30 protein-coding genes are annotated in these 26,733 nt (G+C 72.0%); 15 read left to right on the top strand and 15 right to left on the bottom strand.

The genetic code is table 11. The features are described 5' to 3' along the window. Positions 1 to 21: 21 nt before the first annotated feature. Positions 22 to 972, bottom strand: coding sequence for a restriction endonuclease fold toxin-2 domain-containing protein (locus ABIA38_RS07555; protein ID WP_424637664.1), 951 nt, complete (start codon positions 970 to 972; stop codon positions 22 to 24). 398 nt (positions 973 to 1,370) lie between these two features. Here ABIA38_RS07555 and ABIA38_RS07560 point away from each other — a divergent pair, with 398 nt between their 5' ends. Genes ABIA38_RS07560 through ABIA38_RS07570 form a run of 3 tightly spaced genes read left to right on the top strand, consistent with a single transcriptional unit; the run spans position 1,371 to position 2,342 of the window. Beyond that, a complete protein-coding gene (locus ABIA38_RS07560) occupies positions 1,371 to 1,580 on the top strand; it encodes a hypothetical protein (RefSeq protein ID WP_424637665.1) in 210 nt (69 codons plus the stop codon). 4 nt (positions 1,581 to 1,584) lie between these two features. Continuing rightward, positions 1,585 to 1,971, top strand: a complete 387-nt coding sequence (locus ABIA38_RS07565; RefSeq protein ID WP_424637666.1) for an RNA polymerase sigma factor — start codon at positions 1,585 to 1,587, stop codon at positions 1,969 to 1,971. A gap of 26 nt (positions 1,972 to 1,997) precedes the next feature. Beyond that, positions 1,998 to 2,342 carry a hypothetical protein gene (locus ABIA38_RS07570; RefSeq protein ID WP_424637667.1) on the top strand — a complete coding sequence of 115 codons (345 nt, stop codon included), beginning with the start codon at positions 1,998 to 2,000 and terminating at the stop codon, positions 2,340 to 2,342. Here ABIA38_RS07570 and ABIA38_RS07575 read toward each other — a convergent pair. After that, positions 2,332 to 2,463, bottom strand: a complete 132-nt coding sequence (locus ABIA38_RS07575; protein ID WP_424637668.1) for a hypothetical protein — start codon at positions 2,461 to 2,463, stop codon at positions 2,332 to 2,334. The genes ABIA38_RS07570 and ABIA38_RS07575 overlap by 11 nt on opposite strands. A gap of 386 nt (positions 2,464 to 2,849) precedes the next feature. Between ABIA38_RS07575 and ABIA38_RS07580 the strand changes: the two genes are divergently transcribed. Continuing rightward, positions 2,850 to 3,380, top strand: coding sequence for an RICIN domain-containing protein (locus tag ABIA38_RS07580; protein ID WP_424637669.1), 531 nt, complete (start codon positions 2,850 to 2,852; stop codon positions 3,378 to 3,380). Between the two features lie 51 nt (positions 3,381 to 3,431). Here ABIA38_RS07580 and ABIA38_RS07585 read toward each other — a convergent pair whose 3' ends face one another. Continuing rightward, positions 3,432 to 4,985: an MFS transporter gene (locus ABIA38_RS07585; RefSeq protein ID WP_424637670.1), complete on the bottom strand. Its 1,554-nt coding sequence runs from the start codon at positions 4,983 to 4,985 to the stop codon at positions 3,432 to 3,434. A 180-nt stretch (positions 4,986 to 5,165) separates the two neighbouring features. Between ABIA38_RS07585 and ABIA38_RS07590 the strand changes: the two genes are divergently transcribed. The 6 genes from ABIA38_RS07590 (at position 5,166) to ABIA38_RS07615 (ending at position 11,834) form a co-directional block, all read left to right on the top strand. Next, the gene (locus ABIA38_RS07590; protein ID WP_424637671.1) at positions 5,166 to 6,158 is read left to right on the top strand and encodes an Lrp/AsnC family transcriptional regulator; all 993 of its coding nucleotides are present in this window, start codon (positions 5,166 to 5,168) and stop codon (positions 6,156 to 6,158) included. A gap of 235 nt (positions 6,159 to 6,393) precedes the next feature. Beyond that, on the top strand, positions 6,394 to 7,467 hold the full coding sequence (locus ABIA38_RS07595) for an alkene reductase (RefSeq protein ID WP_424637848.1): 1,074 nt from the start codon (positions 6,394 to 6,396) through the stop codon (positions 7,465 to 7,467). A 134-nt stretch (positions 7,468 to 7,601) separates the two neighbouring features. Beyond that, entirely contained in the window at positions 7,602 to 8,522 is a 921-nt protein-coding gene (locus tag ABIA38_RS07600; RefSeq protein WP_424637672.1) for a zinc-binding dehydrogenase, read from the top strand. Between the two features lie 45 nt (positions 8,523 to 8,567). Next, positions 8,568 to 9,590, top strand: coding sequence for an NADP-dependent oxidoreductase (locus ABIA38_RS07605; protein WP_424637673.1), 1,023 nt, complete (start codon positions 8,568 to 8,570; stop codon positions 9,588 to 9,590). A gap of 322 nt (positions 9,591 to 9,912) precedes the next feature. Continuing rightward, positions 9,913 to 11,262: a sensor histidine kinase gene (locus ABIA38_RS07610; RefSeq protein WP_424637674.1), complete on the top strand. Its 1,350-nt coding sequence runs from the start codon at positions 9,913 to 9,915 to the stop codon at positions 11,260 to 11,262. Continuing rightward, a complete protein-coding gene (locus tag ABIA38_RS07615; RefSeq protein ID WP_424637675.1) occupies positions 11,259 to 11,834 on the top strand; it encodes an HAD domain-containing protein in 576 nt (191 codons plus the stop codon). Before ABIA38_RS07610 ends, ABIA38_RS07615 begins: the two co-directional genes overlap by 4 nt. Before the next feature lie 231 nt (positions 11,835 to 12,065). On the opposite strand, the gene ABIA38_RS07620 is transcribed toward ABIA38_RS07615, so the two are convergent. Further along, a complete protein-coding gene (locus tag ABIA38_RS07620) occupies positions 12,066 to 12,251 on the bottom strand; it encodes a YegP family protein (protein ID WP_424637676.1) in 186 nt (61 codons plus the stop codon). A gap of 164 nt (positions 12,252 to 12,415) precedes the next feature. Here ABIA38_RS07620 and ABIA38_RS07625 point away from each other — a divergent pair, with 164 nt between their 5' ends. Beyond that, positions 12,416 to 13,087 carry a restriction endonuclease gene (locus ABIA38_RS07625; RefSeq protein ID WP_424637677.1) on the top strand — a complete coding sequence of 224 codons (672 nt, stop codon included), beginning with the start codon at positions 12,416 to 12,418 and terminating at the stop codon, positions 13,085 to 13,087. Between the two features lie 105 nt (positions 13,088 to 13,192). Here ABIA38_RS07625 and ABIA38_RS07630 read toward each other — a convergent pair whose 3' ends face one another. The 3 genes from ABIA38_RS07630 to ABIA38_RS07640 all read right to left on the bottom strand — a co-directional run bounded on the left by ABIA38_RS07630 (position 13,193) and on the right by ABIA38_RS07640 (position 15,229). After that, the gene (locus ABIA38_RS07630) at positions 13,193 to 13,696 is read right to left on the bottom strand and encodes a hypothetical protein (RefSeq protein WP_424637678.1); all 504 of its coding nucleotides are present in this window, start codon (positions 13,694 to 13,696) and stop codon (positions 13,193 to 13,195) included. Next, complete coding sequence (locus tag ABIA38_RS07635; RefSeq protein WP_424637679.1) at positions 13,696 to 14,022, bottom strand: helix-turn-helix domain-containing protein; 327 nt, start codon at positions 14,020 to 14,022, stop codon at positions 13,696 to 13,698. The genes ABIA38_RS07630 and ABIA38_RS07635 overlap by 1 nt, the downstream gene beginning before the upstream one ends. A gap of 142 nt (positions 14,023 to 14,164) precedes the next feature. Continuing rightward, positions 14,165 to 15,229, bottom strand: a complete 1,065-nt coding sequence (locus ABIA38_RS07640; RefSeq protein ID WP_424637680.1) for an Lrp/AsnC family transcriptional regulator — start codon at positions 15,227 to 15,229, stop codon at positions 14,165 to 14,167. A gap of 119 nt (positions 15,230 to 15,348) precedes the next feature. Between ABIA38_RS07640 and ABIA38_RS07645 the strand changes: the two genes are divergently transcribed. Next, entirely contained in the window at positions 15,349 to 17,178 is a 1,830-nt protein-coding gene (locus ABIA38_RS07645) for a glycoside hydrolase family 3 protein (protein ID WP_424637681.1), read from the top strand. 81 nt (positions 17,179 to 17,259) lie between these two features. Here ABIA38_RS07645 and ABIA38_RS07650 read toward each other — a convergent pair whose 3' ends face one another. The 3 genes from ABIA38_RS07650 to ABIA38_RS07660 all read right to left on the bottom strand — a co-directional run bounded on the left by ABIA38_RS07650 (position 17,260) and on the right by ABIA38_RS07660 (position 18,823). Further along, entirely contained in the window at positions 17,260 to 17,712 is a 453-nt protein-coding gene (locus ABIA38_RS07650; RefSeq protein ID WP_424637682.1) for a hypothetical protein, read from the bottom strand. Continuing rightward, complete coding sequence (locus ABIA38_RS07655; protein WP_424637683.1) at positions 17,709 to 18,188, bottom strand: SigE family RNA polymerase sigma factor; 480 nt, start codon at positions 18,186 to 18,188, stop codon at positions 17,709 to 17,711. Before ABIA38_RS07655 ends, ABIA38_RS07650 begins: the two co-directional genes overlap by 4 nt. 284 nt (positions 18,189 to 18,472) lie before the next feature. Further along, on the bottom strand, positions 18,473 to 18,823 hold the full coding sequence (locus ABIA38_RS07660; RefSeq protein ID WP_424637684.1) for an LAETG motif-containing sortase-dependent surface protein: 351 nt from the start codon (positions 18,821 to 18,823) through the stop codon (positions 18,473 to 18,475). Positions 18,824 to 19,203: 380 nt separating this feature from the next. Here ABIA38_RS07660 and ABIA38_RS07665 point away from each other — a divergent pair, with 380 nt between their 5' ends. Together ABIA38_RS07665 and ABIA38_RS07670 are read left to right on the top strand one after the other, a co-directional pair. Beyond that, positions 19,204 to 20,772 carry an LCP family protein gene (locus tag ABIA38_RS07665; RefSeq protein ID WP_424637685.1) on the top strand — a complete coding sequence of 523 codons (1,569 nt, stop codon included), beginning with the start codon at positions 19,204 to 19,206 and terminating at the stop codon, positions 20,770 to 20,772. 85 nt (positions 20,773 to 20,857) lie between these two features. Beyond that, a complete protein-coding gene (locus ABIA38_RS07670) occupies positions 20,858 to 21,241 on the top strand; it encodes a hypothetical protein (protein WP_424637686.1) in 384 nt (127 codons plus the stop codon). A 51-nt stretch (positions 21,242 to 21,292) separates the two neighbouring features. Here ABIA38_RS07670 and ABIA38_RS07675 read toward each other — a convergent pair whose 3' ends face one another. Both ABIA38_RS07675 and ABIA38_RS07680 read right to left on the bottom strand, forming a co-directional pair. Beyond that, positions 21,293 to 21,997 (bottom strand): transglycosylase SLT domain-containing protein, encoded by a 705-nt coding sequence (locus tag ABIA38_RS07675; RefSeq protein ID WP_424637687.1) that lies wholly within the window; start codon positions 21,995 to 21,997, stop codon positions 21,293 to 21,295. A gap of 142 nt (positions 21,998 to 22,139) precedes the next feature. Further along, a complete protein-coding gene (locus ABIA38_RS07680; RefSeq protein ID WP_424637688.1) occupies positions 22,140 to 22,910 on the bottom strand; it encodes a LysR family substrate-binding domain-containing protein in 771 nt (256 codons plus the stop codon). 58 nt (positions 22,911 to 22,968) lie between these two features. Here ABIA38_RS07680 and ABIA38_RS07685 point away from each other — a divergent pair, with 58 nt between their 5' ends. Further along, entirely contained in the window at positions 22,969 to 23,415 is a 447-nt protein-coding gene (locus tag ABIA38_RS07685) for a DUF5997 family protein (protein WP_424637689.1), read from the top strand. A gap of 86 nt (positions 23,416 to 23,501) precedes the next feature. Here the strand turns inward: ABIA38_RS07685 and ABIA38_RS07690 are convergent, their stop codons facing one another. Genes ABIA38_RS07690 through ABIA38_RS07700 form a run of 3 tightly spaced genes read right to left on the bottom strand, consistent with a single transcriptional unit; the run spans position 23,502 to position 26,672 of the window. Next, positions 23,502 to 24,527 (bottom strand): TolB family protein, encoded by a 1,026-nt coding sequence (locus ABIA38_RS07690; protein ID WP_424637690.1) that lies wholly within the window; start codon positions 24,525 to 24,527, stop codon positions 23,502 to 23,504. Then, positions 24,524 to 25,786, bottom strand: a complete 1,263-nt coding sequence (locus tag ABIA38_RS07695) for an MFS transporter (protein ID WP_424637691.1) — start codon at positions 25,784 to 25,786, stop codon at positions 24,524 to 24,526. The genes ABIA38_RS07690 and ABIA38_RS07695 overlap by 4 nt, the downstream gene beginning before the upstream one ends. Position 25,787: 1 nt before the next feature. After that, positions 25,788 to 26,672, bottom strand: coding sequence for an alkaline phosphatase family protein (locus tag ABIA38_RS07700; protein ID WP_424637692.1), 885 nt, complete (start codon positions 26,670 to 26,672; stop codon positions 25,788 to 25,790). Between the last annotated feature and the right edge of the window lie 61 nt (positions 26,673 to 26,733).

Consider the following 26,733-nt stretch of genomic DNA (forward strand, 5'->3'; position numbering starts at 1 on the left):
ATCCTCCGGCTGCGTGTGTGGTCAGGGGGTCAGGACGACGCGTCCGGGTGTGTGGTGGGCAGCCATGAGGACCTGCCAGTAGGCCACGCTCGGCGCGTGGTTGGTGTGGAGTTCGACGTTGCGTATCCGGCCCTCGGACTCGGTGACGGCGTCGTTGTATCGGCGTATCTCGGAGTCGTCCTGTTCGAAGATGTTCTGGTCCCGGATCATGGGTTCGTTGACCTTCGAGTCGGCGAGTCTGACTTCGGTGCGGCACGTCGACTTGGTGTTGCGTACGTTCTTGGCCTCGACGATCGCGCCGTCCTCGGGGCGCAGTCCGTCCGCTTGGATCTTCTTCTCCGTGCCGGGCAGGGGAAGGTCGTATTCGGGGTATCCGGCGGTCCGCCGCTGGTAGGCGTTGTCCGGGTCCTTCTCGTCGCGGTTGTTGGCGAACGAGTGGCTGGTCGGTCCGGCCCGCCAGGCGTCGAATCGTGCGCGCTCCTGCGGAGTCAGGAGCGGGGTTCCCGGGGGCGGTGGCAGCGGCGGCGTGATCAGTGTCGGGTCGACCGGGGGCGGTTGGCCGAACGTTCCGGTGAAGAATCCGGCGAGGCTCATGTTCGTGGTGGAGGCCAGGGCCACCGGCACGGGCGCGATCGGGACGGGGACGGGGAGGACGGGCGGCAGGCCGGGCAACCCGGGCGCTCCGCCGCTGCCTTGGGGAAAGACGACCCTGGCGCGTGTGCTGTCGAGGATGGGCGGGAGGTCGCCCAGGGCCCTGATGACGGGGTCGGACAGCACGGCGTTCTTGAGGTCGTCGGGGCCGCCGAACACGCGGGGCGGGAAGTGGAAGTCGTTCTGGTCCTTCTTCACGTGGGCGGCGTAGTTGTCGCATGCCTGGGCGAGCTGCCGGCAGGCCGCGGCCAGGTTGGCGACCGGGGTGGCGCAGTCGGTGGGTACGTTCGGCGCCGGCTGGTAGCCGACGAACAGTTCCACGGCGGACGTCGACGTGCCCGTTCACCGGACGGGGGCGATCGGCGGGAGGATTCGTTCACCGGACCGCGCAGGCAGTCGCCGACCCTGCCCAGGTAGAACGACCCGGTTCCGTGCGCGATGATCGGTCTGCGGCAGCCCGGTGACTGTGTCGACCACTCACCTGGGACCGACGACCTGTCCGAACCCCGGACCGGCCGGCCGATCAGGGGTTGGACGTACAGCAACCCCGGTGTCTCATCGACAGGTTCGGCGACATCGGCGCGCAGTCGGCGCCCCGAGCAGCCGCGTGTACGCCTTCTCCTCACTCGTGGTCGGGAGCTCGGGTTGACGCAAACGCGTGCAGCCGGCTCTTACTTACCAAGAGGGCCCGTACGGACCCGTCGAGGGAGAGGTGGCCGATGGACATTTGGACACAGGCAACCATCGTCGCGAAGGTATGTGCGCTGCTGCCCACACGGTGGTGGGGGCGGCGTGAACCGGCCCGGGGCCGATACGTGCCGTCCGCCGTGCACACGGTCGGCAGCGGCGGACTGCTCCACGTCGAGGAGCACTTCCCGGACGGCCACCGCATCCGCTTGCACGTCGAGATCCCGGCGAGGGGGCGCTGAAGAGGTGGACGACCACGAGGGCGCGGACTCAACCGCCGGACCACCGGCCTCCACCGACATCGCCGCTGCTCTGCGGTCACGCGATCTGCTCCGCCGCCACAAGACCGACGCGGCCTTCAGCGAGTTCTACCGCGACCACATCCGCCCCCTGACCGCGTTCCTCATGCGACAGGGCGCCTCGACCGCACTGGCAGCCGACCTCGCCCAGGAGGCGATGGCCAAGGCGTACCGCAGCTGGAACGAGATCCACGACCCGCGTGCCTGGATCCGCACCGTCGCCTCCCGTGACCTGTTGCGCTCGAGGATGCGAAACTGCATCGCATCGCAGCACACACCGGCCCCGGCCCCCTGCGCGACCCTCAGCCCTGGGCCAAGGGCGTTGCAGCGCTGACCACACGGGCAATGGAGAACCGAGAGGTGCGTATCGCCCATGTACGCGGGGCACGTCAGGATCTGGCGGATCTCCTCGACTGGTGCGTCACCGCGTTCCAGGTCTTGATCCCCCGAACTCTGAACTCCCCGCCCCCTCGTCACAGATTGCGGTCGCCGGGCTGGCTCGATGCGTTCCTGAACGACTTCATCGGGGCCGACCTGCGCTCCGAGGACCTCGCACCTACGGACCTCGACGGAGTGCGCTGGTCCTACGACACCTGCTGGCCCCCGGCCATCGACATCGAAGACCTCCGCAACCGCTCCCAGGAATCACCGGTCGGCAGCGGCATCTACGTCGGGCAACCGGGCCCGGCCACCGTCAGTCGGTAGCGGCTCCGGAACCATGTGAGTCGACGCCGATGTCGTACAGGTCGAGCACCTCGCGGATTGGATTGATCAGCGCATCCAGTCGGTCCTCGCGCAGTTCGTGCAGATACGGCTGCGAGGTCAACGTGGCGACGTCGACGGACAGCGCTCGCGAATTTCAGGTACCGCCAGAGTACGCAGAGCCGTGCTGCGGTGGGCAGTTCCGCCCCGTGCGCGGTGCACACGGGTCCGGCCCGGTTCACGTCCGCATTCGCGGTCGGCCGGGCCGTCGCCTTTTTTGCGATCGATGTTGCCTGACTCGATACCGCCCGGATCGGTGATTTCGGGAAAGTGGACGCGACAATTATTGTCGGCGCAACTCCCTTTGCTGTACCGGGAGTTCGGCATCCGATGGTTCCTTGTTGGTTGCGAAGGCTTCAGGTGATCGTTGTTGATCGATTTTGATGGGCCGCAAAGACTTGTGGCAGGCCCCACCGGGCCGTGAACCATCGAAATCGAACGGGGAATGTAATGAGCCTGGGTAAAAAGATAGCCACCACCATCGGCGTATTCGGCGTCGCCATGGCCGCCGTCGCCACCGGAACGGGCAGTGCCAGTGCGGGTGTTCTGCCCGACGGCCAGTTCCGGCTGCAGCGGGTGCTGCCCGCCGGCCACACCCCGCTGTGCCTGGGCACCGAGGGGGGCCACGAGGACGACGGCACCCGCGTGATCCAGTGGCCGTGCAACGGCAACGCCGACCAGAAGTGGTACACCGAGCTGGACGCGTACGGCGGCAGGCGCATCGTCAACGCCAAGAGCCACACGTGCCTCGACGTGCCCAACGGCGACCCCGGCGCCGGCCTGATCATCTACTTCTGCCACAGCACGTACAACCAGCAGTGGTCGCCGATGTACGCCGACAACGGGGCAGTGCGGATCAACAGCGGGGTCCAGTCCATGGCGCTCGACATGCCGGGCGACAGCGAGGAATGGGGTTACCAGGTGAAGCTCTACGGGCCCAAGAACGTGCCGAACCAGATGTGGTTGACGCCGGCGGCCTGATCCGGGCGGCCGACGCCGGTGCGCCCCGCGAAGGTGCACCGGCGTCGGCGCTCACCCCGACGCGGCGGTGGAAGCGGGCGTGGTCGCCGGTGCCGGTTCGCGGTCGGGCGCCGGCCGGCCCTTGGGCCCGGCGGAGCCGCGTACCGTCAGCAGCGTCAGCCCACCCGCCACGATCCCGAGCACCCCGCACACCACGAACGTACGATCCAACCCGGTCGCGAACGCGTCCTCCAGCGCGCCGCGCAGCGCATCCCGAGTGCCCGCCGGCGCCGTCGCCACCAGGTGCTGCGCCTGCCCGCCGCCCAGTGCCTCGGCGGTGGCGTGCGGGTCACCGCCGAGCGGCGCGGCGTCGCGCAGCGAGTGTTCGGCCCCACCCCGGAAGATCACGCCCGTCACCGCGATGCCCAACGCGAAGCCCAGCTGACGGAACGTGTTCAGCGCGCCGCCGGCCATCCCGGACCGCGCCGGCGGCACCGACGCCAGTGCGGCACCGGCCAGTTGCGGCATGGCCAGCCCGACCCCCACGCCGGCCAGGACCAGGCCCGGGAGCAGCGCCGTCCAGTCCGAGCCGCCGTCGACCAGGGTCAGCGCGAGGGCGCCGCCGCCGACGAACACCGCGCCGATCCCCAGCGGCCACCGCGGTCCCACGCTGTGCAGGTAACGGCCGGCCAACGCGGAGACCACGAACGAGACGCCGGCCAGGGGCAGCAGCGCCAGCCCGGCCCCGACCGGGCTGTAGCCGAGCACCGACTGGAGCCACACCGAGAGCTGCGGGAAATAGGCGAACGCCGAGAACTGGACGAGCAGCCCGACCGCCATGACCCCGCTGAACGACGCCCGTCGAAACAGCGCCAACTCGATCATCGGCTCGGCGACCCGGCTCTCCACCAGGGCGAACAGCACGAACGAACACAGCGCGGCGGCGAACACACCCACCGTCGTGCCCTCGGTCCACCCCTCGCCGCCCGCGCGCACGAAGCCGTAGGTCGACAGCGCCGCGCCGAGCGTGAAGGTGAGCATCCCGGCCGGATCCGGGCGCGCCGCGCGATTCCCGTGCGACTCGGTGAGCACCAGCAGGGACAACACCACGGTCAGCACGCCGATGGGCAGGTTGATCAGGAAGATCGCCTGCCAGCCCAGGTGTTGCGTGAGCAGCCCACCGATGATCGGACCCACCGCGGCGGCGGCGCCGCTGATCGACCCCCACACACCGAACGCGACGCCACGATCGCGGCCCTGATAGGCGTGTCCGAGCAGGGCGATCGTGGTGGCGAAGATCGCCGCGCCGCCGACGCCCTGGACGACGCGCGCCGCGATCAGCGCCGCGCTGTCCGTGGCCAGCGCGCACAGCAGCGATGCCACGGTGAACAACACCGTGCCGCACACGAACACCCGCCTGCGCCCGACCCGGTCGGCGAGCGATCCGGCGCCGAGCAGCAGCGCGGCCAGGGCGAGCGAGTAGGCGTCCAGCACCCATTGCAGACCGGCATAGGAGGAGCCCAGGTCGGCGCCCATGTCGGGCAGTGCGACGATGACGATGGTGAGGTCCACGAGCAGCATGAACGATCCGAGACAGACCGCGAAGAGCGGTCCCCACTTGCGCACGATGACTCCTTGAATTCCTGAATCCCCGACTGCCCGACGACTTCGACGGCATGAAGCGGCACGAGTCGGAGGTGACATGCTCCGCTCGGGCTGCTGACGGAAACAGTCGTGGATGCGCGGGATCGAGTCGAGTCGTTACCGGCCGCGCGGCGGATTTCCTCCATCGCTAGTCTCGGGTCGGTGGAATCAATCGAGTTCGACACGATCGACCGGGCTATCGTGCACGCCCTCGACCTGGACGGCCGGGCGTCCTTCGCGCGGATCGCCGAGGTGCTCGGGGTGTCCGACGCGACCGTGGTGCGCCGCTATCACCGGATGCGGACGAGCGGCGCGATGCGGGTGGTGGCGATCAACGACACCCGGCGGACCGGCCAGACCTCGTGGGTGTTGCGGGTGGCCTGCGTTCCGGACGTGGTGGAGGCGGTGGCCCAGGGCCTCGGCCGGCGGGCGGACGTGTCCTGGCTGCACCTGCTGCCGGCCGGCACCGAGCTGATCTGCGTGACCCGGCCGCAGGGTCCGGAGCAGCACGGCGACGAGTTGTTGCGGCAGTTGGGCCGCGCGGCCGGGGTCACCGGGCTCGAGGTGCACTGTGTGCTGCGCTCGGTCGTCGGCGGGCCGGCCAGTTGGCAGCCGCTCAACCGGGGACTGACGGCCGATCAGGTGGAGGCGATGAACCGGACGGCCCCGCCGGTGTCGTGGGACGCGCCGCCACCCGCGTGGGCGGACGGCGATCAGGTGTTGTTCGCCGAGTTGGCCCGGGACGGGCGGGCGTCGTACGCGGAGTTGGCCCGGGCCTGCGGCAGTTCCGAGTCCGCGGTCCGACGCCGGGTGGAACTGCTGCGCGGCGCGGGGGTGTTGTTCTTCGAGGTGGAGACGGCTGCGGCGAACCTGGGCTACGGGACGCCCGCGTTCCTGTGGATGTCGGTACGTCCGTCCGCATTGGAGACGGTCGCCGAAGTGGTGGCGGCCGATTCCCGGGTGTGCTTCGCCGCGGTGACCACCGGATCGGCGAACTTCCTGGTCAGCGTGCTGTGTCGGGACACCGGCGATCTGTACGACTTCCTCGCCCGCTCGCTCGGCTCGGTCGAGGGGATCACCGGCGTGGAGACCACCCCGATCGTGGAGACGCTCAAGCGCGAAGGCCCGATGCGTTTGCCGCGCAGGCGGCGCTGAAACACGCGGCGGGCGTGGACGGGGACGTGGACGGGGACTTCGACCCGGGCGCTGAGGTGGACGTTCGGGCGGCGCGTGGTGGGCGTGCGGGTGCGGCGTCGATCATTCAGTCACGCGGTGCGTTCGTTGCGTGATCCGGCGTTGTTCCGCACTCGTGCGTGGCCGAGAGTCGAGGGGTGCCTTCGTTGCATCCGCGACGAGGGCTTCTCGATGGAGGAGCACCACCGTGGCCGAAATGTTCGATGCGCTGACCGTCGGCAAACTGGAACTGCCGAACCGCCTGGTGATGGCGCCGATGACGCGCAGCCGGGCGAACGACGCCGGATTGGTCGGGGCCTCGGCCGCCGAGTACTACGCGCAGCGCGCGTCGGCGGGCCTGATCATCACCGAGGCCACCCAGGTCAGCGAACTGGGCCAGGGGTATGTCCTGACCCCCGGCCTGCACACGGACGCCCAGGTCGCGGCCTGGCTTCCGGTCACCGAAGCGGTACACGCCGAGGGCGGGCGGATCGTCGCCCAGCTCGTGCACTGCGGCCGGATCGGCCACCCGAGCCTGTACGCGGACGGCGCACACCCGGTCGGCCCGTCGCCGATCGCGTCCGGCGAGCAGATGTTCTCCGCCGCCGGCCTGCTCGACCACCCGACGCCGCGCGAGATGGGCCACGACGACATCCGCGCCGCGATCGCGGACTTCGTCGGCGCCGCGCGCAACGCGCTGGACGCGGGCTTCGACGGCGTCGAACTGCACGCGGCCAACGGCTTCCTGCTGCACCAGTTCCTCGCCGACGGCGCCAACACGCGCACCGACGAGTACGGCGGTTCGATCGAGAACCGGATCCGGTTCACCCTTGAGGTGGTCGCGGCGGTCGCCGAGGCAATCGGGCCGGAGCGGGTCGGCGTGCGCCTGTCGCCCGGGATCACCTTCAACGGGATCGCCGAGAGCGACACCACCGAGTTGTACACCGCGCTTGTGCACGCGCTCGCCCGCACGCCGTTGGCCTACCTGCACGTGTTCGAGATCCTCACCCGCGATATCACCCGGCTGATCCGGGCGGCCTGGCCGGGGGTGCTGATCGTGTGCGCGCACCCGACGCCGGAGTCCTTCCCCGGCACGCCGGAGATCGCCGCCGCAGCGCTTGCGGACGGCGTGGCCGACGCGGTCGCGCTGGCCGAGGCATGGCTGGCCAACCCCGACCTGCCCGCGCGGATCAAGGCGGGCGGTCCGTACAACACGGCCGACAAGGCCACCTTCTACGGCGGCGACGAGCGCGGCTACACCGACTACCCGACGCTCGACTCGGCCGCCTGACCGCCGCCGACCGCCCGTCGCCGATTGCCGATTGCCGATCGCCGACCCGCGCCGGAGCCGGTGCGGTCGGTGGTCGGCGATCGGTGGTCGCCACCCACCGATGCCCCGGGAGTCGGGGCGGACCAGGACATCCCATGCGAGCACTGACCCACGGCCCCGACGGCCTGCACACCATCGACGCACCCGAGCCGCGCCCCGGACCCGCTCAGGCGCTGATCGCGGTCGCCGCGTTCTCGCTCAACTTCGGCGAGATCGCCTATCGGCCGACCGGCGCCGGGAACGGCCACATCCCCGGCTGGGACGCCACCGGGACCGTCGTCGAGGCCGCCGCCGACGGCTCGGGACCGGCGGTCGGCACCCGCGTGGTCGGCTTCGGCTGGGCCGGCGCGTGGGCCGAACGGCGCGCCGTGGACACCGAGAACCTGGCGGTCGTCCCGGCCGGCGTCGACCCGGGCGTTGCCGCTGCCCTCCCGGTGGCCGGTGTCACCGCGTTGCAGGCCGTCCGCCGGCTGGGCTCGGTGCTCGGCCGCCGGGTCCTGGTCACCGGCGCCTCCGGCGGGGTGGGCCGCTTCGCCGTACAACTCGCCGCCCTCGCCGGGGCGCACGTGATCGCCTCGGTCGGCGCACCCGAGCGTGGCGAGGGCCTGCGGGAGCTCGGCGCCGCCGAGATCGTGCTCGGCCCGAGCGCACTGTCGGCCCCGGTGTACGGCGTCCTGGACAACGTCGGGGGGCGACAACTGGCCGACGCCTTCTACCGCCTGGAACCCGACGGCGTGGTCCAGGCGATCGGCCGAGCCGCCCGCGAACACACCACGATCGACTTCGAGTCGGCCGGCACCAACTCCGCTCGGGGGCGCCTGGAGAACTTCAACGTATCCACGCCCTTCGCCCCGGACCTCGCGGTGCTCCTGGATCTGCTCGCGACCGAGCGGCTGCGTCCGCAGATCGGCTGGCGCGGCCCGTGGGACCGGGCCGAGGAGGCGGCAACGGCCCTGCTGTCCCGCCGGGTTCAGGGCAAGGTCGTACTCGACATCGCCGACCCGCACCAACACTGACCGACGCCCACCCCATGCCATATTCCACTGATTCGGAGCACCACCATGTCATTTTCCAGTCCCCGGCCGGACGGTCTCGAGGTGCGCCTGCGGGCCCGCCCGGTAGGCGAACTGCGCCCGGAACACTTCGAGTTCGTGCACACGAAGGTCCGCGAACCGGGCGCCGGGGAGGTGCTCGTGCGCAATACCTGGATGTCGGTCGACCCGTTCATGCGCGAGTGGATGGACGAGGACGCCTACGCGCCGCCGTTCCTGCTCGGCGAGCCGCCGGCCGGGAGCACGATCGGTGCGGTGGTCGCCTCCGGCGTGCCGGAACTGCCGGTCGGGACGGCCGTTTTGCACTTCGCGGGCTGGCGGGAGTACGCCGTACTGGCTCGCGACGAGGTCACCGCCGTGGATCTGGCCGTGGCACCGGCGGAGACCCGTCTGGGCGCGCTGGGCAGTACCGGGCTGACCGCCTACGCAACACTGACCCGGCTGTTGCCGGTGCGGGCCGGGGACGTGGTCTACGTCTCGGCCGCCGCTGGCGCCACCGGGAGCATCGCCGGGCAACTGGCCCGACACCTCGGCGCCGCGACGGTGATCGGCTCGACCGAGGGTGCGGCCAAGACCCGGGCGCTGACCGAGGAGTTCGGCTTCGACGTCGGCATCGACCACACCCGGGGCCGGCTGCGCGAGGATCTCGCCGAGGCCGCGCCCGACGGCATCGATCTCACCGTGGAACTGGTCGGCGGCGCGCACCTGGCGGCGGCCCTGGACGCCGCCCGGATCGGCGGCCGGATCGCCGTGGTCGGCGCGATCGCCGGCTACGACACGGCGGACCCACTGCCCGGTCCGGCCAACATCTTCGCCGTCGCCACCAAGGAACTCACCGTCCGCGGCCTGGCGGTGACCTCCTACTTCCACCTCGCCCGGGAGTGGACCGAGCTGGCCCTGCCACTCCTGGCCGACGGCACGCTGCGCAGCCGGCACACCGTGGTCGAGGGGTTGCACCGGGCCCCGGAGGCGCTGATCGCACTCCTGCGCGGGGACAACCTGGGCAAGATGCTGGTCCGGCTCGACGGCTGACCGCGGGGCCGGTCGCGGCCTCGGCCTCGGCCCCGACCCCGGCTCCGGTTCCGGCTCCGGCCCCGGCTCCGGCCCCGGCTCCGGTTCCGGCTCCGGCCCCGGCTCCGGTTCCGGTTCCGGTTCCGGTTCCGGCCACCGATTGTGCCGCCCGGGTCGACGCAGGGTGACTGTCTCGCGTCGACCCGGGCGGTTTCCAGGGAAAGGTTGAATAGGGGGTCTAGCTCTACCGACTCGCCGACCCGGCGCACTTCATACTGGCTGACGAGGCGGTCCGGACGGGCCGGGATACCGCAGTCGGTCGAACCGGGAAGGCGCAGGTCGGATGAAGCACACGGGGTGGAGCCGCGGCCGAATCGGGCCGCTGAGCGTGGGTGAGGGCCTCCCGATCGCCGAAGGTCTGGTTGCGCTGCGGCGCTCGTTGACGCTGTCGCGACTGGCGATCCGGGCGACCGTGCTGACCCTGGCGGTGTCGCTGGTGGTGGTGTTCGCCGGTACGGGCCTGGGCCTGGTGTTCCTGGTGCCGGTGGTCCGTGCGGTGCGGGCGCTGGCCAACCGGCAGCGGGAGCTGGCGCAGCGGTGGTCGGGGGTGCGGATCCCGGTCCACTACGAACCGGAGCCGGCGCCGGCCGAGGGCGCGGAGGGCTTCATCGGTCGGCTGCTGTGGGTGATTCGGGATCGGCAGACCTGGCGGGACTGGTGGTGGCTGGCGACCGAGCCGATCGTCGGCGCCACGCTCGCGCTGGCCCCGATCGCGATGATCGTGAGCGGGCTCTGGGGGATCGGGATGGCCTTCTACGGCGTTCCGCTTTCGCACACGTGGGACGGTCTGTGGTACCTGTTCGTGCCGATCGACGGTGAGTTCACCGCGATCCTGGCCGCGCTGCTCGGCCTGGTGCAACTGCCGCTCGCGTTGTGGCTCGCGCCGAAGACGGTACGGCGGCATGCCCGGTTCACCCACGCGCTCCTGGCCCCGAGCGAGCACGCGCTGCAGGCCCAGCGGATCGCGCACCTGACCACCACCCGCGCCGAGGCGGCGGACACCCAGGCCGCCGAGATCCGCCGGATCGAGCGCGACCTGCACGACGGCGCCCAGGCCCGCCTGGTCGCGATGGGGATGACCCTCGGCGCGGCCGAACACCTCCTGGAACGTGATCCGGCCGCGGTTCGGGCCCTGCTGGTCGAGGTCCGCGAGTCGTCGGCCAAGGCGCTGGCCGAACTGCGCGACCTGGTCCGGGGCATTCACCCGCCGGTGCTGGCCGACCGGGGACTGGGCGACGCGGTCCGCTCGCTGGCGATGATCTCGCCGCTCGACGTCGAGGTCACCGTCGACCTGCCGGAACGACCCGAGCCGCCGGTGGAGTCGGCCGCCTACTTCGCGATCTCCGAGGTGCTCACCAACGCGGCCAAGCACTCCGGCGCCGACCGGGTGCGGATCGACCTGCGCTACGAACTCGGGCTGTTGCGGATGGTCGTGCACGACGACGGCCGAGGCGGCGCGGACCTCGACCGGGGCACCGGGCTGCGCGGCATCCAGCGGCGACTCGCGGCATTCGACGGGGTGCTCGCGGTACACAGCCCGCCGAACGGCCCGACGGTGGTGACGATGCAGATCCCGTGCACCCTGTGCCCGCCCGCCTCGCTGTCCGGGGCGGCGACCACCGGACAGCCGTGACCGGCCGCGCGCGGCGGCCGCTGCTGTTCCTCGACGTCGACGGACCGCTGATCCCCTTCGGGGGCGACGAATATCCGACCTACCCGATGGACCCCGAGCTGCCGGAGGCGGTCGCGAACCCGTTGTTGGCCCGGGTCGATCCGGCGCACGGGCCGCGACTGTCGGGCCTGCCCTGCGAGTTGGTCTGGGCCACGGCCTGGACGGCCGACGCCAACAGCCACATCGCGCCGCGCCTCGGGTTGCCCGAACTGGCCGTGGTGTACTGGCCGGAGGCCTCCGACCGCGACGACCGGGACGAGCGGGAGGGGCTGCACTGGAAGACCCGCGCCCTGGTCGCGTGGGCATCCGGGCGGCCGTTCGTCTGGGTCGACGACGAACTCACCGACACCGACCGGCGGTGGGTGGCCCGGCACCACCGGGGGGCTGCCCTGCTGCATGGGGTCGACTCACGATCGGGCCTGACCGAGGCGGACTTCGCGACGGTGGACGCGTGGTTGCGGACGACGGGTCATGGACCTGGTCACGGGTCCGGCCATGGGCTCGATCACGGGTCGACCAGGCGCGCTTCGTAGGCGAGCAGGGCGGCCTGGTGGTGGGGAAGTGACCCGTGCTTGCGGTGGCTGCCACTGACAAAAGGCGACGGCCCGGCCGGCCGCGAATGCGGACGTGAACCGGGCCGGGCCGAGCCGTCGCGCTCGGGAACACTCGGGACCACTCGGGAACGCTCAACAGCGCTCGGAAACCCTCGGGAGAACTCGGAAACCCTCGGGAGAACCGAACCGTGGGAGCGTGGATACGCGGCGTCAGGCGTGTGCGAGTTCGACCACCTTCGCGTCCGCCGCGTTGCGTTTGATCGAGTCGATCCCGTTCACACACGCCGCATGCGTCTCGTACGCCTCACCCACGGCGATGATCTGTCCGTTGCCGGCCTTCAACCGGAACCGGTACTTGCCGGCCTTGTCGGTGTACACCTCGAACTTGGCGGCCATGACATACCTCCGTGCTCATCTCGCCCCTCCCTCCATGGTTGCGCGCACCGTCCCCGACGGCATCCGGGCCGCCGACCGGTTGGCGCGAACGCACCCCACGGCGGCGCCGGTCCGGCCAGACTGGACCCGCACAGGGCACGTGTTCCGACCACGGGGGGATCGACATGGGCAACACCGGGCGGCGCAACTCGACGCCGGAGCCGCCGCGTTCCGGCGCGGTGCCGAGGGCGGGCATCGGCATGGCGGTGGCCGTGACGGCGGTGGTGTTCATCGTCGCGGGCCCGTGGTACACGCTCGCGCTCGTCCTCGCCGCCGGGCTCGCGGGAGCCGGGTGGCGGGTGTGGCGCGCCCATCACCGGGCGCGCGGCGCGGATCGGGAGTGGCGGCACCAGGACGCGGTGGCCGCCGGGCGGCGGACGCTGGCGGAGGTGGACCTGCTCACCGGTACCGAGTTCGAGGAGTTGGTCGCCGACCTGTGCCGCCGGGATCGCTGCACCGAGGTACGCCGGGTCGGCGGGTCCGGGGACAACGGCGCGGACGTGTTGTGCCGGCTGCCCGACGGGCGCAGCGCGGTGATCCAGTGCAAGCGCTACGCGCCGAACCGGAAGATCCCGCCGAAGGAGGTCCGCGATCTGCTCGGCGCCAAGACCCACTTCGCGGCCGACGTCGCGGTGTTCGTGACCACCACCACGTTCAGCGCGCAGTCGACCGCGTTCGCCGTCGACAACGGCATCCTGGCCATCCATCGCGACTTCTTCGGCCTGTGGCACGGCGGCACCGCACTGGCCCGCCTCGAAGCCCTCAACGGCACCGGCCAGGGTCGGCGGCGGCGCTGAGCCCGGAGCGGCCGCCGACCGGGGATCCCCGTCCGCAGCCGCTCCACCTGCTCCCTGCCCCCGCTCCCCGCTCCCGGCTACCGGCTACCGGCTACCGGCTACCGGCTACGGCGTATTGCCCAGCGCCTGACGCAGCGGCAGCCCGCCGGTGGCGATGTGGATCCCGCGCGAGACGATCCGCGCGTTGGTGGTGTCCAGCGAGGCCAGTCGCGACCACGGCGCCGGACCGTCGTCGTGCAGCGCGCAACACAGCAGCAGGATCGTCCGCAACGCCCCGTCGGCGTAGGGACTGTCGGCCGCGTCGACCACCTCGCGCAACGTCTGCCATTGCACCGAGGCATAGCGGCCGTCGTCGGACCAGTCCAGACACACCGCGTACAGATCGGGGCGGCGGACGAACGAACCCTCCTCGGTGAGGATGTACGTGGTCGCCTGGGCCGCGTCGTTGCCCTCGGCGGCGCGATACAGCGCGGCCTCGATCACCTCGGACGACATGGCCGGCACCGCGGCGCCGTCGCCGTGCCGGACCGCGTGAACACTCTTCCGCTCGATCCGATGCCTGCTCTCGGCCCGACTGCGTCGGCTGCCGGGACGTCGTTCGTTGCTCATCAGACCGTCCTCCGGGCCGGGTCGGGTGCCCACGTGTGGGCGGGGGCGAGCAGGTGGGCCGGTTCCACCCGGAACAGTCGGGCCAGGCGTTCGACGTCGTTGAGGTCGAAGGGGAGTTCGCCGGTGAACCGCCGCCAGGCCCACGAGCGGCCGTGTCCGAGGGCCTCGCCGATGGCGCCGTCCGTGTAGCCGTCGCGGCGCGCGAGCATCCGCACGTTGCGGGCCACGATCATCCGAATCGGTTCGTCCGAGTCCGCGTCCGGGTCCGAACCCGGGTCCGCGTCCGGCGGTGAACCCGGATTCGGACTCGATATCCGCTCTGCCATTCTCGTCCCACGCACCCCAGGCGCAACATCCCTCATTCGGGCAGCGTAGAACGCCAGGTGCGGGAAGGGTAGCTCCCGAGCAGTACAATTCTCCCTCCACGCGGGAGAGTTGCCCGACGCGCGAACGCGGAACCGAATCCGGCTATCGCGCGTCCTGGTTGATCAGCGGGTCGGACCAGATGTCCAGCGGGACAAAATCGGTGCCGTGCCCGTCGGGGCCGACCACCCGGCCCATACGTTTGATCACCTGGATGGTCACCGCACTGTCGAGCACCTCCAGGCGGGGGAAACGACGCGACCAGTCCGCCTCCAACGTCGGTACGTCGCTTGCCCGGCGCAGCCACACCACGATGATCAGGTTGGCCGTACCGGTGACCACCGAGCACATCCGCACATCGCCGAGCGCGGTCAACCGGGCGGCGGTCTCGTCCAGTTCGGCGGCCGGCGCGCGCAACCACCAGGTCACGCAGACCGGCCAGCCGGTGAGCGAACGGGCCACCTCGCAGCGAAATCCCGCCTGCCCGGAGGCGGTCAGCCTGGCCAACCGCCGAGCCACGGTGACCCCGCTCGTGCCGAGTCGCCGGGCCAGTTCGGCGGTGGCGAGGCGCCCGTTGGGACCCAGGGCAAGGAGCAGCGCCCGATCCGCCTCGTCCAGGGCCCGGGGCACCGGCGCCGGCTCGCGCGGCACGCCGACCAGTCGCGCCCGCTGCTCCCGGTCCAGGGCGCGCAGCCGCCACGCGCCGGAGTCCTTGTACAGGCGCAGCGGCAACTGCACCCGGATACCGGTGATCCCGGCCACCGACGGCAGCCGGACCTGGAGGTATTGCGCCAGCGCGTCGGCGTCGGCCGCGGCGGCGGTGATCAGCAGGTCGCGGTTCCCGGTGAGGTACTCGACGTTCATCGCATGCCGGTGTCGGGCCAGCTCGGCCGCCACCTCGGGGATCCGGCCCGGCGCCACCTGGATCTCCACCAGCGCGACACTCGTCCCGCCGAGCGCGCCCGCGCCGCTGCCCGGATGGCAGGTGATCCACGCGGCGCCGCTCGCCTCCAGGCGCCGCCAGCGGCGGGCCAGGGTCACCGGGTCGGCGCCCAGTACCGGGCCGAGCTCGGTCCAGGTGGCCCGGGGCGCCAGTTGCAGCGCGTGGATGATCGCCAGGTCGAGTTCGTCCAGCGCGTCCGGACCCGGCGCCGCGTTCGATTCCTGCATGTGCCGGGCCTCTCGGGATGTCTTCCGGCATCCACGATGCCGGCTCGCCTGTGGCGGCAACCCTGGCGGGGGTCCGTGGCGCCGCCATGGACGGATCACGACTGCTGCGAGGACGTCCGGTGAAACTGCTGCGCCACCTTGACGGGACCCGGTTTCGGGACCTCAACCACAACGGCACGATGGAGCCGTACGAGAACCCGGGCCTGCCGATCGAGGAGCGGGTCGCGGATCTGCTGGCGCGGATGACGTTGGCCGAGAAGGCCGCGCTGATGTGCCACGGGCGGATCGCCACCGGCCGGCCGGACACCTTCCCGACCGGGTCGCGCGAGCTCACCGAGCTGGGCATCACCCACTTCCTGCTGATGACCGTGCCGGCGATCGAGGTGATGGCGCGCTGGAACAACCACCTCCAGGACCTGGCCGCCGAGACCCGCCTGGGCATCCCGGTGACGCTGTCCTCCGATCCGCGCCACGGGTTCGCGCACAATCCGGCGGCGGCGCACACCGGTGGCGGGTTCAGTCGCGGCCCGGAACCGATCGGGTTGGCGGCCACGGACGATCCGGAGCTGGTCCGCGAGTTCGCCGCGGCGACGGCGCGCGAGCTGCGCGCGGCCGGGATCCGGGTCGCGGTGCACCCGATGGCCGACCTGGCCACCGAGCCGCGCTGGGCCAGGATCAGCGGCACGTTCGGCGAGGACGCGGAGACGGCCGCGCGGATGTTGGCCGCCTACATCGGCGGCATGCAGGGTGCCGCGCTCGGCTCGGACAGCGTGGCGTGCATGGTCAAGCACTTCCCCGGCGGCGGTCCGGCGGCGGGCGGCGAGGACCCGCACTTCGCCTACGGCCGGTTCCAGGCCTATCCCGGGGACAACCTGGAATACCACCTGCGGCCGTTCGAGGCGGCGTTCGAGGCGGGCGTCGCGCAGGTGATGCCGGGATACGGCATCCCGGTCGGCACCGGGATGGCCGAGGTCGGCGCGTGCTTCAACCGGGACGTGATCGCCGGGCTGTTGCGCGGGCGGTACGGCTTCGACGGCGTGGTGTGTACCGACTTCAACCTCCTCGAGGGGATGCGCATCCCGGGCGTCGGTACGCTCCCGGCGCGCAACTGGGGGGTCGAGGAGCTCCCGCTCGCCGAGCAGGTGCGGCTGCTCCTGGACGCCGACGTGGACCAGTTCGGCGGCGAGACCCGCCCCGAGCTGATCATCGACGCGGTCCGCTCCGGGATGGCGACCGAGGCCCGGATCGACGCGTCGGTACGGCGCATCCTGCGCGACAAGTTCCGGCTCGGCCTGTTCGAGGACCCCTACGTCGACCCGGCCGCCGGCGCGGATCTGGTCGGCCGGCCGGCGACCCGGGCCCTGGGCCGCCGGGTGCAACAGCGCGCCCTGGTCCGCCTGCGCGGTGTCGCTGCGGTCGAGGTCGCCCCCGACCCCGCGCTGTACGTGGAGAACATCGCCCCGGAGGTGGCCGCCCGCTACGGCCGCGTCGTGGACACCCCGGCCGAGGCCGACCTGGCGATCATCCGTCTGGCCGCGCCCTACGAACGGCGCGAGGGCCTGCTCGAGCGTTACTTCCACTCCGGTTCGCTGGAGTTCCCGCCCGAGGAGACGGCCCGCCTCCGGGCCTTGGCGGCGGAAGTCCCCCTGGTTGCCTGCGTACACCTGGACCGCCCTGCGGTGCTGACCGAACTCGCCGAGATGGCAACCCAATTGCTGGCCGACTTCGGCGCCGACGACGACCTGGTCCTGGACGTCGTCCTGGGCCGTGCGCAGGCGACCGGCCGGCTGCCCTTCGACCTGCCGTCCTCGATGCGCGCCGTCGAGGAATCCCGCGAGGACGTCCCCTTCGACACCGAGGCCCCGCTCTTCCACTGCGGCCACCCGGGCCCGTCCCGACACCGCGCCCCGGAGCACGTCGACGTGCCGGGGACCGAACCGACCCATTGACCCACCCCGAACGCCGAACGGCGGTCACCGGCACCCTTCCCGCGTCGGCGGCCGTCGTCGCGCTCCGGCAGGCCCCCGTGCTCAGCGTCCGGGAAGCGGTGGGGCCGTGCGGGGCGGGGCGGTTCGGCCGGGGGGCGCGGTCGGGGGTTCCCGGGGGGTGGTGGCGACCTGTCGCGGGTTCGTGGTCGGCGGGGTCGTCGGTGCCTCGGTCGCCGGGGAGGGCGGGGTGGTGGGGATGGTGGATACGCCGGTGGCGTCCGCCGTGGCGCCGGGCGCGGCCGGTGGGACCACGACCGGGCGCGGCGCGTCGGAACCGGTGCCGAGGCCGAGCACCGCCCACCCCGCCGCCGCCAGCGCGAGGGTCGCCGCCGGTACCGCCCAACGGAGCCGGAGCGGGCCGCGGGCCGCCCGGGTCGGGGGCAGCGGTACCTCTCCCGGACGCAGCGTCTCGGGCGTCACCACGTCGGCGCGGCGGCCCAGCCAGTCGCGGAGTTCGGCCTCCAGGGCCGCGTGCTCACCACCGTGTCGGATCACGCGTCGTCCTCCAGGAGCAGCCGATGCAGCGCGGTCAGTCCGCGACTGGCGGTGGATTTCACGGTGCCGGACGGGATGCCCAGCGTGCCGGCGATCTCGCTCTCGCTGAGGTTCCCCCAGTAGCGCAGCACCAGTACCTCACGTTGCCGCCGGGTCAGCCGCCCCAGCGCGTGCCGCAACCGCCGGTCGCGCTCGGCGCGCAACGCGTCGTCCTCGGGCGAGGCCACCGGCGGGGCCACCGGCGGCACCCACGCCCGCGCGGTTCGCCGCCGGCGCAGCACCGAGCGGGCGCCGTTGACCACACAGCGGCGCAGGTACGCGGGCGGATCGTCGAGTTCGCCCAGCCGCGCGCCGTGCCGGCGAAAGGCCGCGGTGAACGCCTCCTGGACGACGTCCTCGGCGGTCTCCCGGTCGTCCACGAGCAGTGTGGCAAGGCGCACCAGGCGCAGCCGATGCGCGTGGTAGAGCTGCGTCATGGTCGGCGGCGGCTCGCCGACGTCCCGGATCCGGCGCCGGAACAGGCCGAACGCACGCCGCCGCGCCGGCGCGGCCTCACCGAACGGCGCCTCGCGGGCGAGGGCTTCGCGGGCGGGGTCTTCGCGGTCGGGCGCGGCACGGGTCGGGGCGAAGGGGTCGGGGCGACCCCGGACATGGGATTCCTGGATGGCGGTGTACTCCTCCGACTGGTGTACCGGTGCGGCGGCGGCCGATCCACCCGGGATGTCGACGTCCCGGGTGGATCGGCCGGTTGCGGCGTCGGTCAGGCCGTGGTGCCGCGGCGGCGCCGGGCGAACCCGACGGTGCCGCCGCCGACCAGGAGCAGCGCGGCGCCCGCGCCGACGTACAGCGCGGTGTGGTCGTTGCCGCCGGTCTGGGCGAGCCGGGGGGTCTCCGGCGGCGTGGTCGGCACCGAACCCGGCGGCCGGGTCGGCACCGACCCCGAACCGGGCGGCGTGGTCGGCGCCGAACCCGGCGGCCGAGTGGGCGCCGAATCCGGCGCCTGGGTCGGGGCCGAACCCGGCGGCCGGGTGACCGGCGGTGTGCCGTCGGCGAAGGCCGGCTGCGCAAGCAGGACGACCGAGGCGGCCAGCACCAGACCGGCACCGACCACGCGCCCGGTCCGCGGGGAACGCCCGGAAGGCCGGGAACGCGGGTTACCCGAAGGAGGATTGAACACCGTTCTCCTCATGGAGCTTCGAAGTGGGGTTCGCACAGGTCACCGTGTGGTGACGGACATCCAGACGCACGACCCGACCCGGGGTTCCCGATCCCGACCGACTTTTTCGCGGCGACATTTCCGCCGACCTTTCCGCCGACGTTTCACCCGTCGGGCGTACCTGCGCCAACCACCCACACGTGCGGCCCGGTTCGACCGCCACCCGCGTCGCCCTGCTCCACAAGGGCCAACACTTGCTATATTGCGCAACTATACAAGTGAGGGGCGGGGCCTGCCGGTCTGTCTCGACGAGCCCACCCGGATGAGGATGCGCGATGACGGGAAGCCACAGGCCCAAGGCAACAGCGGGCAAGGCCACGCCGACCGAGACCGGCCGACCCGAGGCGCCGCGAGGCAGGAAGGAGGTTCCTCCCGAGGTACGCGCCGCGCGCCGGCGCAGACGCCGATGGATCGGCGGCATAGCCCTCGCGCTCGGCTTCCTCCTGGTGGCCGGCGCCGGTTGGCTCTATGTACGGCTCAACGGCAACATCCGCACCTTCTCCGCCGACGGCGTGTCCACCGACCGGCCCGAGGACAGCGGCGGCCAGAACGTACTGGTGATCGGCTCGGACTCGCGCTCGGGCGACAACAGCAGCTTCGGCGGCGGCGAGGGCGACGTGGGCCGCTCGGACACCGCGTTCCTGTTGCACGTCTACGGCGACCGCAAGCACGCGGTGGCCGTGTCGGTGCCGCGCGATGCCCTCGTCGAGATCCCCCCGTGCCGCCTGCCCAACGGCTCCTGGACCACGACCAAGAGCAACACCATCTTCAACGCGGCCTTCTCCGTGGGGAACACCTCCCAGGGCAATCCGGCCTGTACGCAGAACACCGTCGAGAAGCTGACCGGGCTGCGCGTGGACCACACCGTGGTGATCGACTTCGCGGGCTTCGCCAAGATGACCTCCGCCGTCGGCGGAGTGAACGTCTGCGTGCCCAACGACGTCTACGCCGGCGACCTCAACCCCAACCTCGGCCGGCGCGGCGACCTGCTCTTCCGCAAGGGGCCGCAGTCGGTGTCCGGCAAGAAGGCGCTGGACTACGTGCGGATCCGACACGGCATCGGCGACGGGTCCGACATCGGCCGGATCCGCCGGCAACAGGCGTTCGTCGCCGCGCTGATGAAGCAGGTCAAGAGCCAAGGGCTGAACCCCACCACGCTGTTCCCGCTCGCCGACGCGGCCACCAAGTCGCTGACCGTGGACCCCGGCCTCGGCTCGGTGCAGAAGCTGACCTCGTTCGCCATGGCGATGCGCGACATCGACCTGCACAACACCAAGTTCGTCACCGTCCCGTGGCGCTATCAGGGCGAACGGGTGGCCATCGTGCACCCCGAGGCCGACGCGCTGTGGGCCGCGCTGCGCGCCGACCGCACCGTGGACGGGCAGGACGCCACCGGCGGCAAGGCCCCGGACCAGGCCCCCGCCGGCGCGGGTGCCAGCAGCGCACCGCCCGCCGGCGCCGGGATCAGCGTCGCCGTCTACAACGGCACCAACACCTCGGGCCTCGCCGCCCGCGCGGCCGACGCGCTGCGGGCCAACGGCTTCACCGTCACCACCACCTCGACGGCCCAGTCCCGCACCCACGTGGCCACCGTGGTCGAGTACGGCCGCGACGCCAAGGACCAGGCCACCACCGTCGCCCGGCTCTTCCCCGGCGCCGAGCTGCGCGCCACCGCCACCCCGGGGGTCACGGTGACCGTCGGCCGCAGCTTCGCCACCGAGGCATCGACCGGTTCGCCCTCGACACCCGGTAACATCGCGCCGCCGGCGACCCCGCAGAAGGTGGTCGTCGACCAGGTCCGCTCGGCGGACGACGACGCGTGCTCCAATCTCTCCTTCGGGTGAGCGCGACCCGAACCCCACCCCGCGTCCCCGTGCGGTGGGGAGTATGTATCCCAGCCACGAACCGACCGACACGGACAGGAAAACGATGAACAACCGGATCACCCACGCGATAGTCGGCGCCGTCCTCGCGCTCGCGGCCGGCGTGGGCAGCACGGCCGTCACCGCCGGCAGTGCCGGTGCCGCCGTCGTCGCCGACGCGCCGAGATCGGCCACGATCTCCGCCGCCGCGCCGGGCACCGCCGCCGCCGGGCTCACCCCGGTCTCCCAAGTCGCCCCGCAGGCGCCGGCGCCCGCCGCCCGGGCCGCGGTGAACTCGGCGGCGGAAAAGAAGAAGAAGAAAAAGGGCTTCTTCGCCAAGCTCGGCAAGTTCCTGCTGGTCGTGGTGATCCTGATCGTGCTCTTCTTCGTGCTGCTCATCGTCGGCATCGTGTACGCCGCGAAGCGGATCTTCCGTCGCCGTCGCGACTGACCCCGAACAGGTCCGGCCGCGCGCCCCCCGCGCGGCCGGGCCGCACCCCGATCAATGCCCGCGCAGCGCCTTGTCCGCGGCCGGCTCGTTGCCGTGCAGCCGCTCCAGATACGACTTGGCCTGACTGCCCGGCGCGGTGCCCCGGGCGAATGCCTTCATGTTGCCCGGGCCGGCGTTGTAGCCCAGCGCGAGCAGCTCCTCCCGGGACAACGACGCGGGCCATTGCGCGGGCAACTGCGTGCCCAGGTCGTGCAGATACCAGGCGGCGGCCTCGATCGCCAGGTCCGGATGGTCGGGCAGCTCGTCCCAGTTCCGGTTGGCGAAGTCGCGGCCGACCTTGACCTCGTCGAACGCGGCCCGATGCATGTTGGCGATGCCGAACGCGGAGTCCGGCTTCATCTTCTGCCACGCACGCTCGAGCGCCGGGTCGTGCGGCTTGTACGACTCGTTGTAGAGGATCGCCATCAGCAGGCGCGGCGCGATGCCGGCCTGACCGGCGTACTTGGTCACCGACGCGGCATAGCGGGCCAAGTCCCCGTTGCCCGCCGCGACATCGTCCCCGCCACCGGCGCCCCCACCGCCGGAGGTGGTCGCACCGGCTGATCCCGGCGTGCCGTTCGGCGCCGCGGCGGGCGACGAATCGCCGCCTTGGCAACCGGAGATCGCCACACAACCGACCAGCGCCAGGGCCGCCAGGCCGACCCACCGCCGGGATCGGCGCACCTCGCAACCCGCGTCCGTTCCGGCGTCGTGCACGTATGCCCCCACCCACTCGCGGGCCGGCGCCGCACAAGAGTGGCCCGGCAGTCCGATTTTCACAGTTGCGCAAGTATTGAACCATGGTCGGCCGGTCAAGGTCGGGGGTCGCACCGAGGCCCGACCACCGCCGCGCCGCCGACTACGACCGCCAGCGCGGCTTCCCGCGCTTGCCACCCGAACCGCCCGTACCGCCGCCGCGCGGGCTCTTGCCGGCCGACCCGCCGGCCGGCTTGCGGCGGGCGGCGGCCGGATCGGGGCGCTTGGTCTTCGCCTTCTTCGTCTCGGCCGGCGGCGTCGCCGTGCGCCCGCGCGAGCTGTTGACCGTCCGGCCCCGGACGATCCCGATGAACTCCTCGACCAGATCGGTGGTCTCCTCCTCCGGCCAGGACAGCGCGACGCGCGATTCAGGCGCGTCGGTCAGCGGCCGATAGGTCAGGTCCTTGCGGTGATACAGGCGAGCCAACGACTGCGGCACGACCAGCAGCCCGACCCCCGCCGCGACCAGTTCGATCGCATCCGCCGTGGTCGCCGGGCGCTCCTTGGCGGCCAGACCCGGCCACTGCTCCCACTCGAGCGTGTCGTCGAGCGGATGCAGCACGATCAGCTCGGCCAGGTCCGCCGTCGACACCTCGTCCACCGCCGCCACGTCGTGCTCCTTGGGCAGCACGACCACCGTGGTCTCCGTGTAGAGCGGGATCGCGCTGAGCCCGGTGCGCTCGATCGGGAGCCGGACCAGGCCCGCGTCCGCGTCCCCGGCGCGCAGTGCGTCGGCCGCTTCGGCCGCGGTCACCGCCACCAGCGTCAGCGGCACGTCGGGCAGCCGCTCGGTCCAGGTCCGCACCCACTTGGTGGGGGTCACCCCCGGCACGTAGGCGAGCCGGAACGAAGAGGGTACTTCCGCGCCTGTCACCACGTCAGGCTACCGGCCATGATCGGCGGCACCGCACTCGGTCGCTACTCTTGACCCCATGACGTCGCACAAGACCACCCAGACGATGAAGCCCGCGACCGCGGCGAAGAAGCTGGGCGTGTACCTCCAGGCCACCCCCGCCGAATTCCAAGAGGGTGTCGTCTCCCGCGACGAGCTGAACGCGCTCCAGAGCGACCCGCCCGAGTGGCTCCAGGAGCTGCGCCGCAACGGCCCGCACCCGCGGCCCGTCGTGGCGAGCAAGCTCGGCGTGTCCATCGCCGGCCTCGCGCGCGGCGGCATCACCGACCCGCTGACCACCGAGCAGATCGACGCGCTCAAGGACGAGGGCCCGGAGTGGTTGCGGCAGGAGCGCGCCGTCCAGGCCGACGTCCGCAAGGAGACGATCCGGATCAAGGAGTTGCACAAGGAGAAGGAGGAGAAGGAAACGAAGGAGCAGGAGCGGCCCGCGTCGCGCCCCGGGCAGCCGCGCCGCTCGCGTTCCTGACCCTCCCCTTCCGCTCTCCCGCGCACGGTCGCCCGGCCCCGAGCCGGGCGGCCGTTCGTGCCCACCGGGTGCCCGCCCGGGACGGCTCAGCCCAGATACGCGGGCGCCACCGCCGCCGAGGTCAGCCGGCGCGGGCCGCCGGAGCCGTCGGCGGGCAGTACGTACAGATCCGCGCCGTAGTCGCCCGGCAGTGCGTAGACCACGGTGTGCGCGTCCGACCACACCACCTGGTCGTCCACGCTGCGCTGCTCGGCCAGCGGCGTCTCCCGCTGCGAGGCCAGGTCCAGCGCGTAGAGCCGCCAGGGCGCGTCGGCGGACAACCCCGGGACCCGTTTCTTGTACACGATCGTGCTCCCGTCCGGGGAGAGCGACGGGCACTCGACGTTGGTGTGCAGCACGGTCACCGTACGGTCGGCCAGATCGCCGCGGACCAGATAGGTGTGCCCGCCGGTGGCCATCGTCGCGTAGAACGCCCGGTCGTCGGCGAAGGTGACGCCCCAGAAGTTGGCGTCGGCCGCGCTGTGTCCGGCGTTGCCGTCCCGGATCACCCGGAAGTCCTCGAGGGACGGGGTCAGCTTGCCGGTGCGCAGGTCCACGATCCCGGTCCGGGTGGAGAAGTCGGTGCCCGCGTACGAGTCGCCGCCGACGAACACGGTCCAGGCGACCAGTGCGCCGCTCGGGGACACCCGGGCCCGGGACGGGATGCCGGGCAACGGATAGCGCTCGCGCTCGTGCAGTCCCGCGTCCAACACCACCGCGCGGTAGTTCTCCTGGAGTGCGCCGTGTTCGGCCTGGAGGCACACTCCGGTGCCGGCCGAGGCGTGGAAGCGCAGGCACTTGACCCCGGACGCGGTGCGCGCGCCGTCGGGATCGGCGGCCCGCACGGTGGCCACCTCGTCGCGGTGCGGCCCCCAGGCCAGGTTCCGGAAGACCAGGAGCCGCTCGGCGGTCGAGGCGAGCGAGACCCGGCCCGAGGCCACCGTCGGGCCGCCGGCCTGTGGCCGGTTCTTGCGGTCGGTACGGTCGACGGCGTGCAGGATGGCCACGACCGCGAGCACGGCCAGTACGGTGACCGCCGCGGCGAGGACGAGCAACTTGCGACGTAGCGTCATGGGGACCCTTCCGCGATCGGGCGCAGCAGTATCGCGCCGGTCGCACACGCGGTCAGCGCGACCGCGGCCGAGGTGAGCGCGGCCCGGTCGCCGAAGGCGGTCCAGGCCGCGCCGAACACGATCGAGCAGCCGAAGCGGGCCAGCGCCTGGCCGGTCTGTACCAACGCCAGCCCGCTGCCCCGCAGTTCGGCGGGCACCACCTCGGCCGCGGCGGCCGGCAGCACCCCGTCGGTGGCCGCGTAGAAACAGCCGTGCAGGGCCAGCACCAGGCCCGGCAGCCAGCCGGCGCTCGCCGGGGAGAGCAGTACCAGGTAGGCGCCGAGCAGCGCGAAGTGTCCGCCCAGGAACACCCGTTGCCGCCCGATCCGGTCGGCCAACCGGCCCAGCGGCACGGCAAGGAGCAAAAACGTCGCCGCCGTCCCCAGCGGGAGCAGCGCGAACCACCGGTCGGCGACGCCCAATCGGCGCTGGAGCAGCAGATAGATGAAGGAGTCGCTGACCGTGGCCAGCCCGAGCAACAGCGCGCAGCCGGCCAGCCGACGCACCTCCCGGCGGCCGAGCAGCGCCAGTGCGGCCCGGAACGAGGGCCGAGGACCGTCCGCGGGCAGCTTCGCCGGGCGGGCGGGCACGAACAGCAGCAGAATCAGTACGCCGAGCATCGCGATGCAGAAACTGACCAGGAACACCGCGTCGTAGCCGTCCACGGTGACCCGCAGGATCGCGAACGCGACCAGCGGGCCGAGCAGGGCGCCGGCCGTGTCCATCGCCCGATGCACACCGAACGCCCGCCCGCGCGCCCGGGGTTCGCAGGACAGCGAGATCAACGCGTCGCGCGGCGCGGTGCGCAGCCCCTTGCCGGTCCGGTCCGCAGCGAGCACCAGACCGATCGTGGGCAGCGAACCGACCACCAGGAGCAGCGGTTTGCACACCGCCGACAGGCCGTAGCCCAGGGCCGCGATGCTCTTGTGCCGGCCGCCGCGGTCGGCCAGGTGGCCGCCGAGCAGTCGGACCAGCGCGCCGAATCCGTTGTAGATGCCGTCGAGCAGGCCGAAGCCCAGTGGGGACAGGCCCAATCCGGCCACCAGGTAGAGCGGCAGGACGGCGGCGACCATCTCGGAGGAGACGTCGGTGACCAGGCTGACCGTGCCCAGGGCGAGCACTGTCGGGGCCAGGGCGGTGGGGGCGGGGCGCCGCCCGGAGCGGGTGCTCCGGGCGGCGTCGTCCGGCGCGGCCGGGCCGCGGCTGTCCGCGACATACACGTCAGGGGATCCAGATCCCGGTGATGTCGGCGGCGGATCCGGCCTGTCCGGCGTGCGAGGTGCCGTACATGTCCTCGAGCGTGCGGAGCAGGTTGTAGTGGTTGTAGGTGGTCGAGCTGGAGCTGCCCGCGCGCACCGGCTGTCCGGAGAAGACGGTCGGGATGCGGTTGCCGCTCAGCCGGTTGTCCTCGTCGAAGGTGATCACGAGGAGGCTGTTGTGCGTCTGGGCCCACGTGGCGTAGGCGCCGAGGTTGTCCCGGAGCCAGGTGTCGCCGGTGGCCACCGAGCAGTCGTGCATGTCGCTGCACAGGTTCGGCACCACGAAGGACACGTTGGGCAATGTGGTGAAGTCCGTGGGGAATTGGTCGAAGGTCTGCGCGGTGGAGGTCGGCACGTTGGAGAAGCCGAACCACGGGTTGTGCTTTTGCGCGTAGTCGCCGCTGCTGCACTCGGTCGAGCCCTGGCTGGGCAGCGACTCGTTGTAGCTGGCCCAGCTCGCGCCGACGGCGCTCAGTTCACTGGCGAGGTTGGGGGCGTCGGTGAAGCCGGGGTCGTAACAGCTGTCGTCCGTGATGCCCTGGGTGGAGCCGGAGAACAGCGCGAAGTAGTTGGGCTGGCTGGGGTGTGTCTCGGCGTAGGACTGGGTCAGGTTCGCGCCGCCGGACTTGAGCGAATTGATGTACGGGGCGCTGGAGTTGCCGATGACCTGGCCGTAGGCGTGGTTTTCGAAGATCACCACGACCACGTGATCGGGGGTGGGTACGGCGGCGGTCGCCGCCGGGGCACCGGAGGCACCGCCGACGCAGGCCCACAGACCGGCGAGGGCGGCGGCGACGGCGAGGGAGGTGCGGGTTCGGGTACGACGGAGTAAGGACCAGTCGGACACGGCTTGTTCTCCGTTTACGTCGAGTGACGGGTTGTACCGCGTGCGCGATGGCGCACTCAGA

The organism is Embleya sp. AB8 (genome assembly GCF_049739465.1).
Taxonomy (GTDB): Bacteria; Actinomycetota; Actinomycetes; order Streptomycetales; family Streptomycetaceae; genus Embleya.

Excerpts from the sequence above, each read along its gene's own strand:
- ABIA38_RS07605 (WP_424637673.1), top strand. The coding sequence starts at position 8,568 with ATGTCATTTTCCAGTCCCCGGCCGGACGGTCTCGAGGTGCGCCTGCGG.
- ABIA38_RS07580 (WP_424637669.1), top strand. The coding sequence starts at position 2,850 with ATGAGCCTGGGTAAAAAGATAGCCACCACCATCGGCGTATTCGGCGTC.
- ABIA38_RS07595 (WP_424637848.1), top strand. The coding sequence starts at position 6,394 with ATGTTCGATGCGCTGACCGTCGGCAAACTGGAACTGCCGAACCGCCTG.
- ABIA38_RS07685 (WP_424637689.1), top strand. The coding sequence starts at position 22,969 with ATGACGTCGCACAAGACCACCCAGACGATGAAGCCCGCGACCGCGGCG.
- ABIA38_RS07620 (WP_424637676.1), bottom strand. The coding sequence starts at position 12,251 with ATGGCCGCCAAGTTCGAGGTGTACACCGACAAGGCCGGCAAGTACCGG.
- ABIA38_RS07560 (WP_424637665.1), top strand. The coding sequence starts at position 1,371 with ATGGACATTTGGACACAGGCAACCATCGTCGCGAAGGTATGTGCGCTG.
- ABIA38_RS07665 (WP_424637685.1), top strand. The coding sequence starts at position 19,204 with ATGACGGGAAGCCACAGGCCCAAGGCAACAGCGGGCAAGGCCACGCCG.
- ABIA38_RS07625 (WP_424637677.1), top strand. The coding sequence starts at position 12,416 with ATGGGCAACACCGGGCGGCGCAACTCGACGCCGGAGCCGCCGCGTTCC.
- ABIA38_RS07600 (WP_424637672.1), top strand. The coding sequence starts at position 7,602 with ATGCGAGCACTGACCCACGGCCCCGACGGCCTGCACACCATCGACGCA.
- ABIA38_RS07670 (WP_424637686.1), top strand. The coding sequence starts at position 20,858 with ATGAACAACCGGATCACCCACGCGATAGTCGGCGCCGTCCTCGCGCTC.
- ABIA38_RS07690 (WP_424637690.1), bottom strand. The coding sequence starts at position 24,527 with ATGACGCTACGTCGCAAGTTGCTCGTCCTCGCCGCGGCGGTCACCGTA.
- ABIA38_RS07640 (WP_424637680.1), bottom strand. The coding sequence starts at position 15,229 with ATGCAGGAATCGAACGCGGCGCCGGGTCCGGACGCGCTGGACGAACTC.
- ABIA38_RS07635 (WP_424637679.1), bottom strand. The coding sequence starts at position 14,022 with ATGGCAGAGCGGATATCGAGTCCGAATCCGGGTTCACCGCCGGACGCG.
- ABIA38_RS07630 (WP_424637678.1), bottom strand. The coding sequence starts at position 13,696 with ATGAGCAACGAACGACGTCCCGGCAGCCGACGCAGTCGGGCCGAGAGC.
- ABIA38_RS07610 (WP_424637674.1), top strand. The coding sequence starts at position 9,913 with ATGAAGCACACGGGGTGGAGCCGCGGCCGAATCGGGCCGCTGAGCGTG.
- ABIA38_RS07655 (WP_424637683.1), bottom strand. The coding sequence starts at position 18,188 with ATGACGCAGCTCTACCACGCGCATCGGCTGCGCCTGGTGCGCCTTGCC.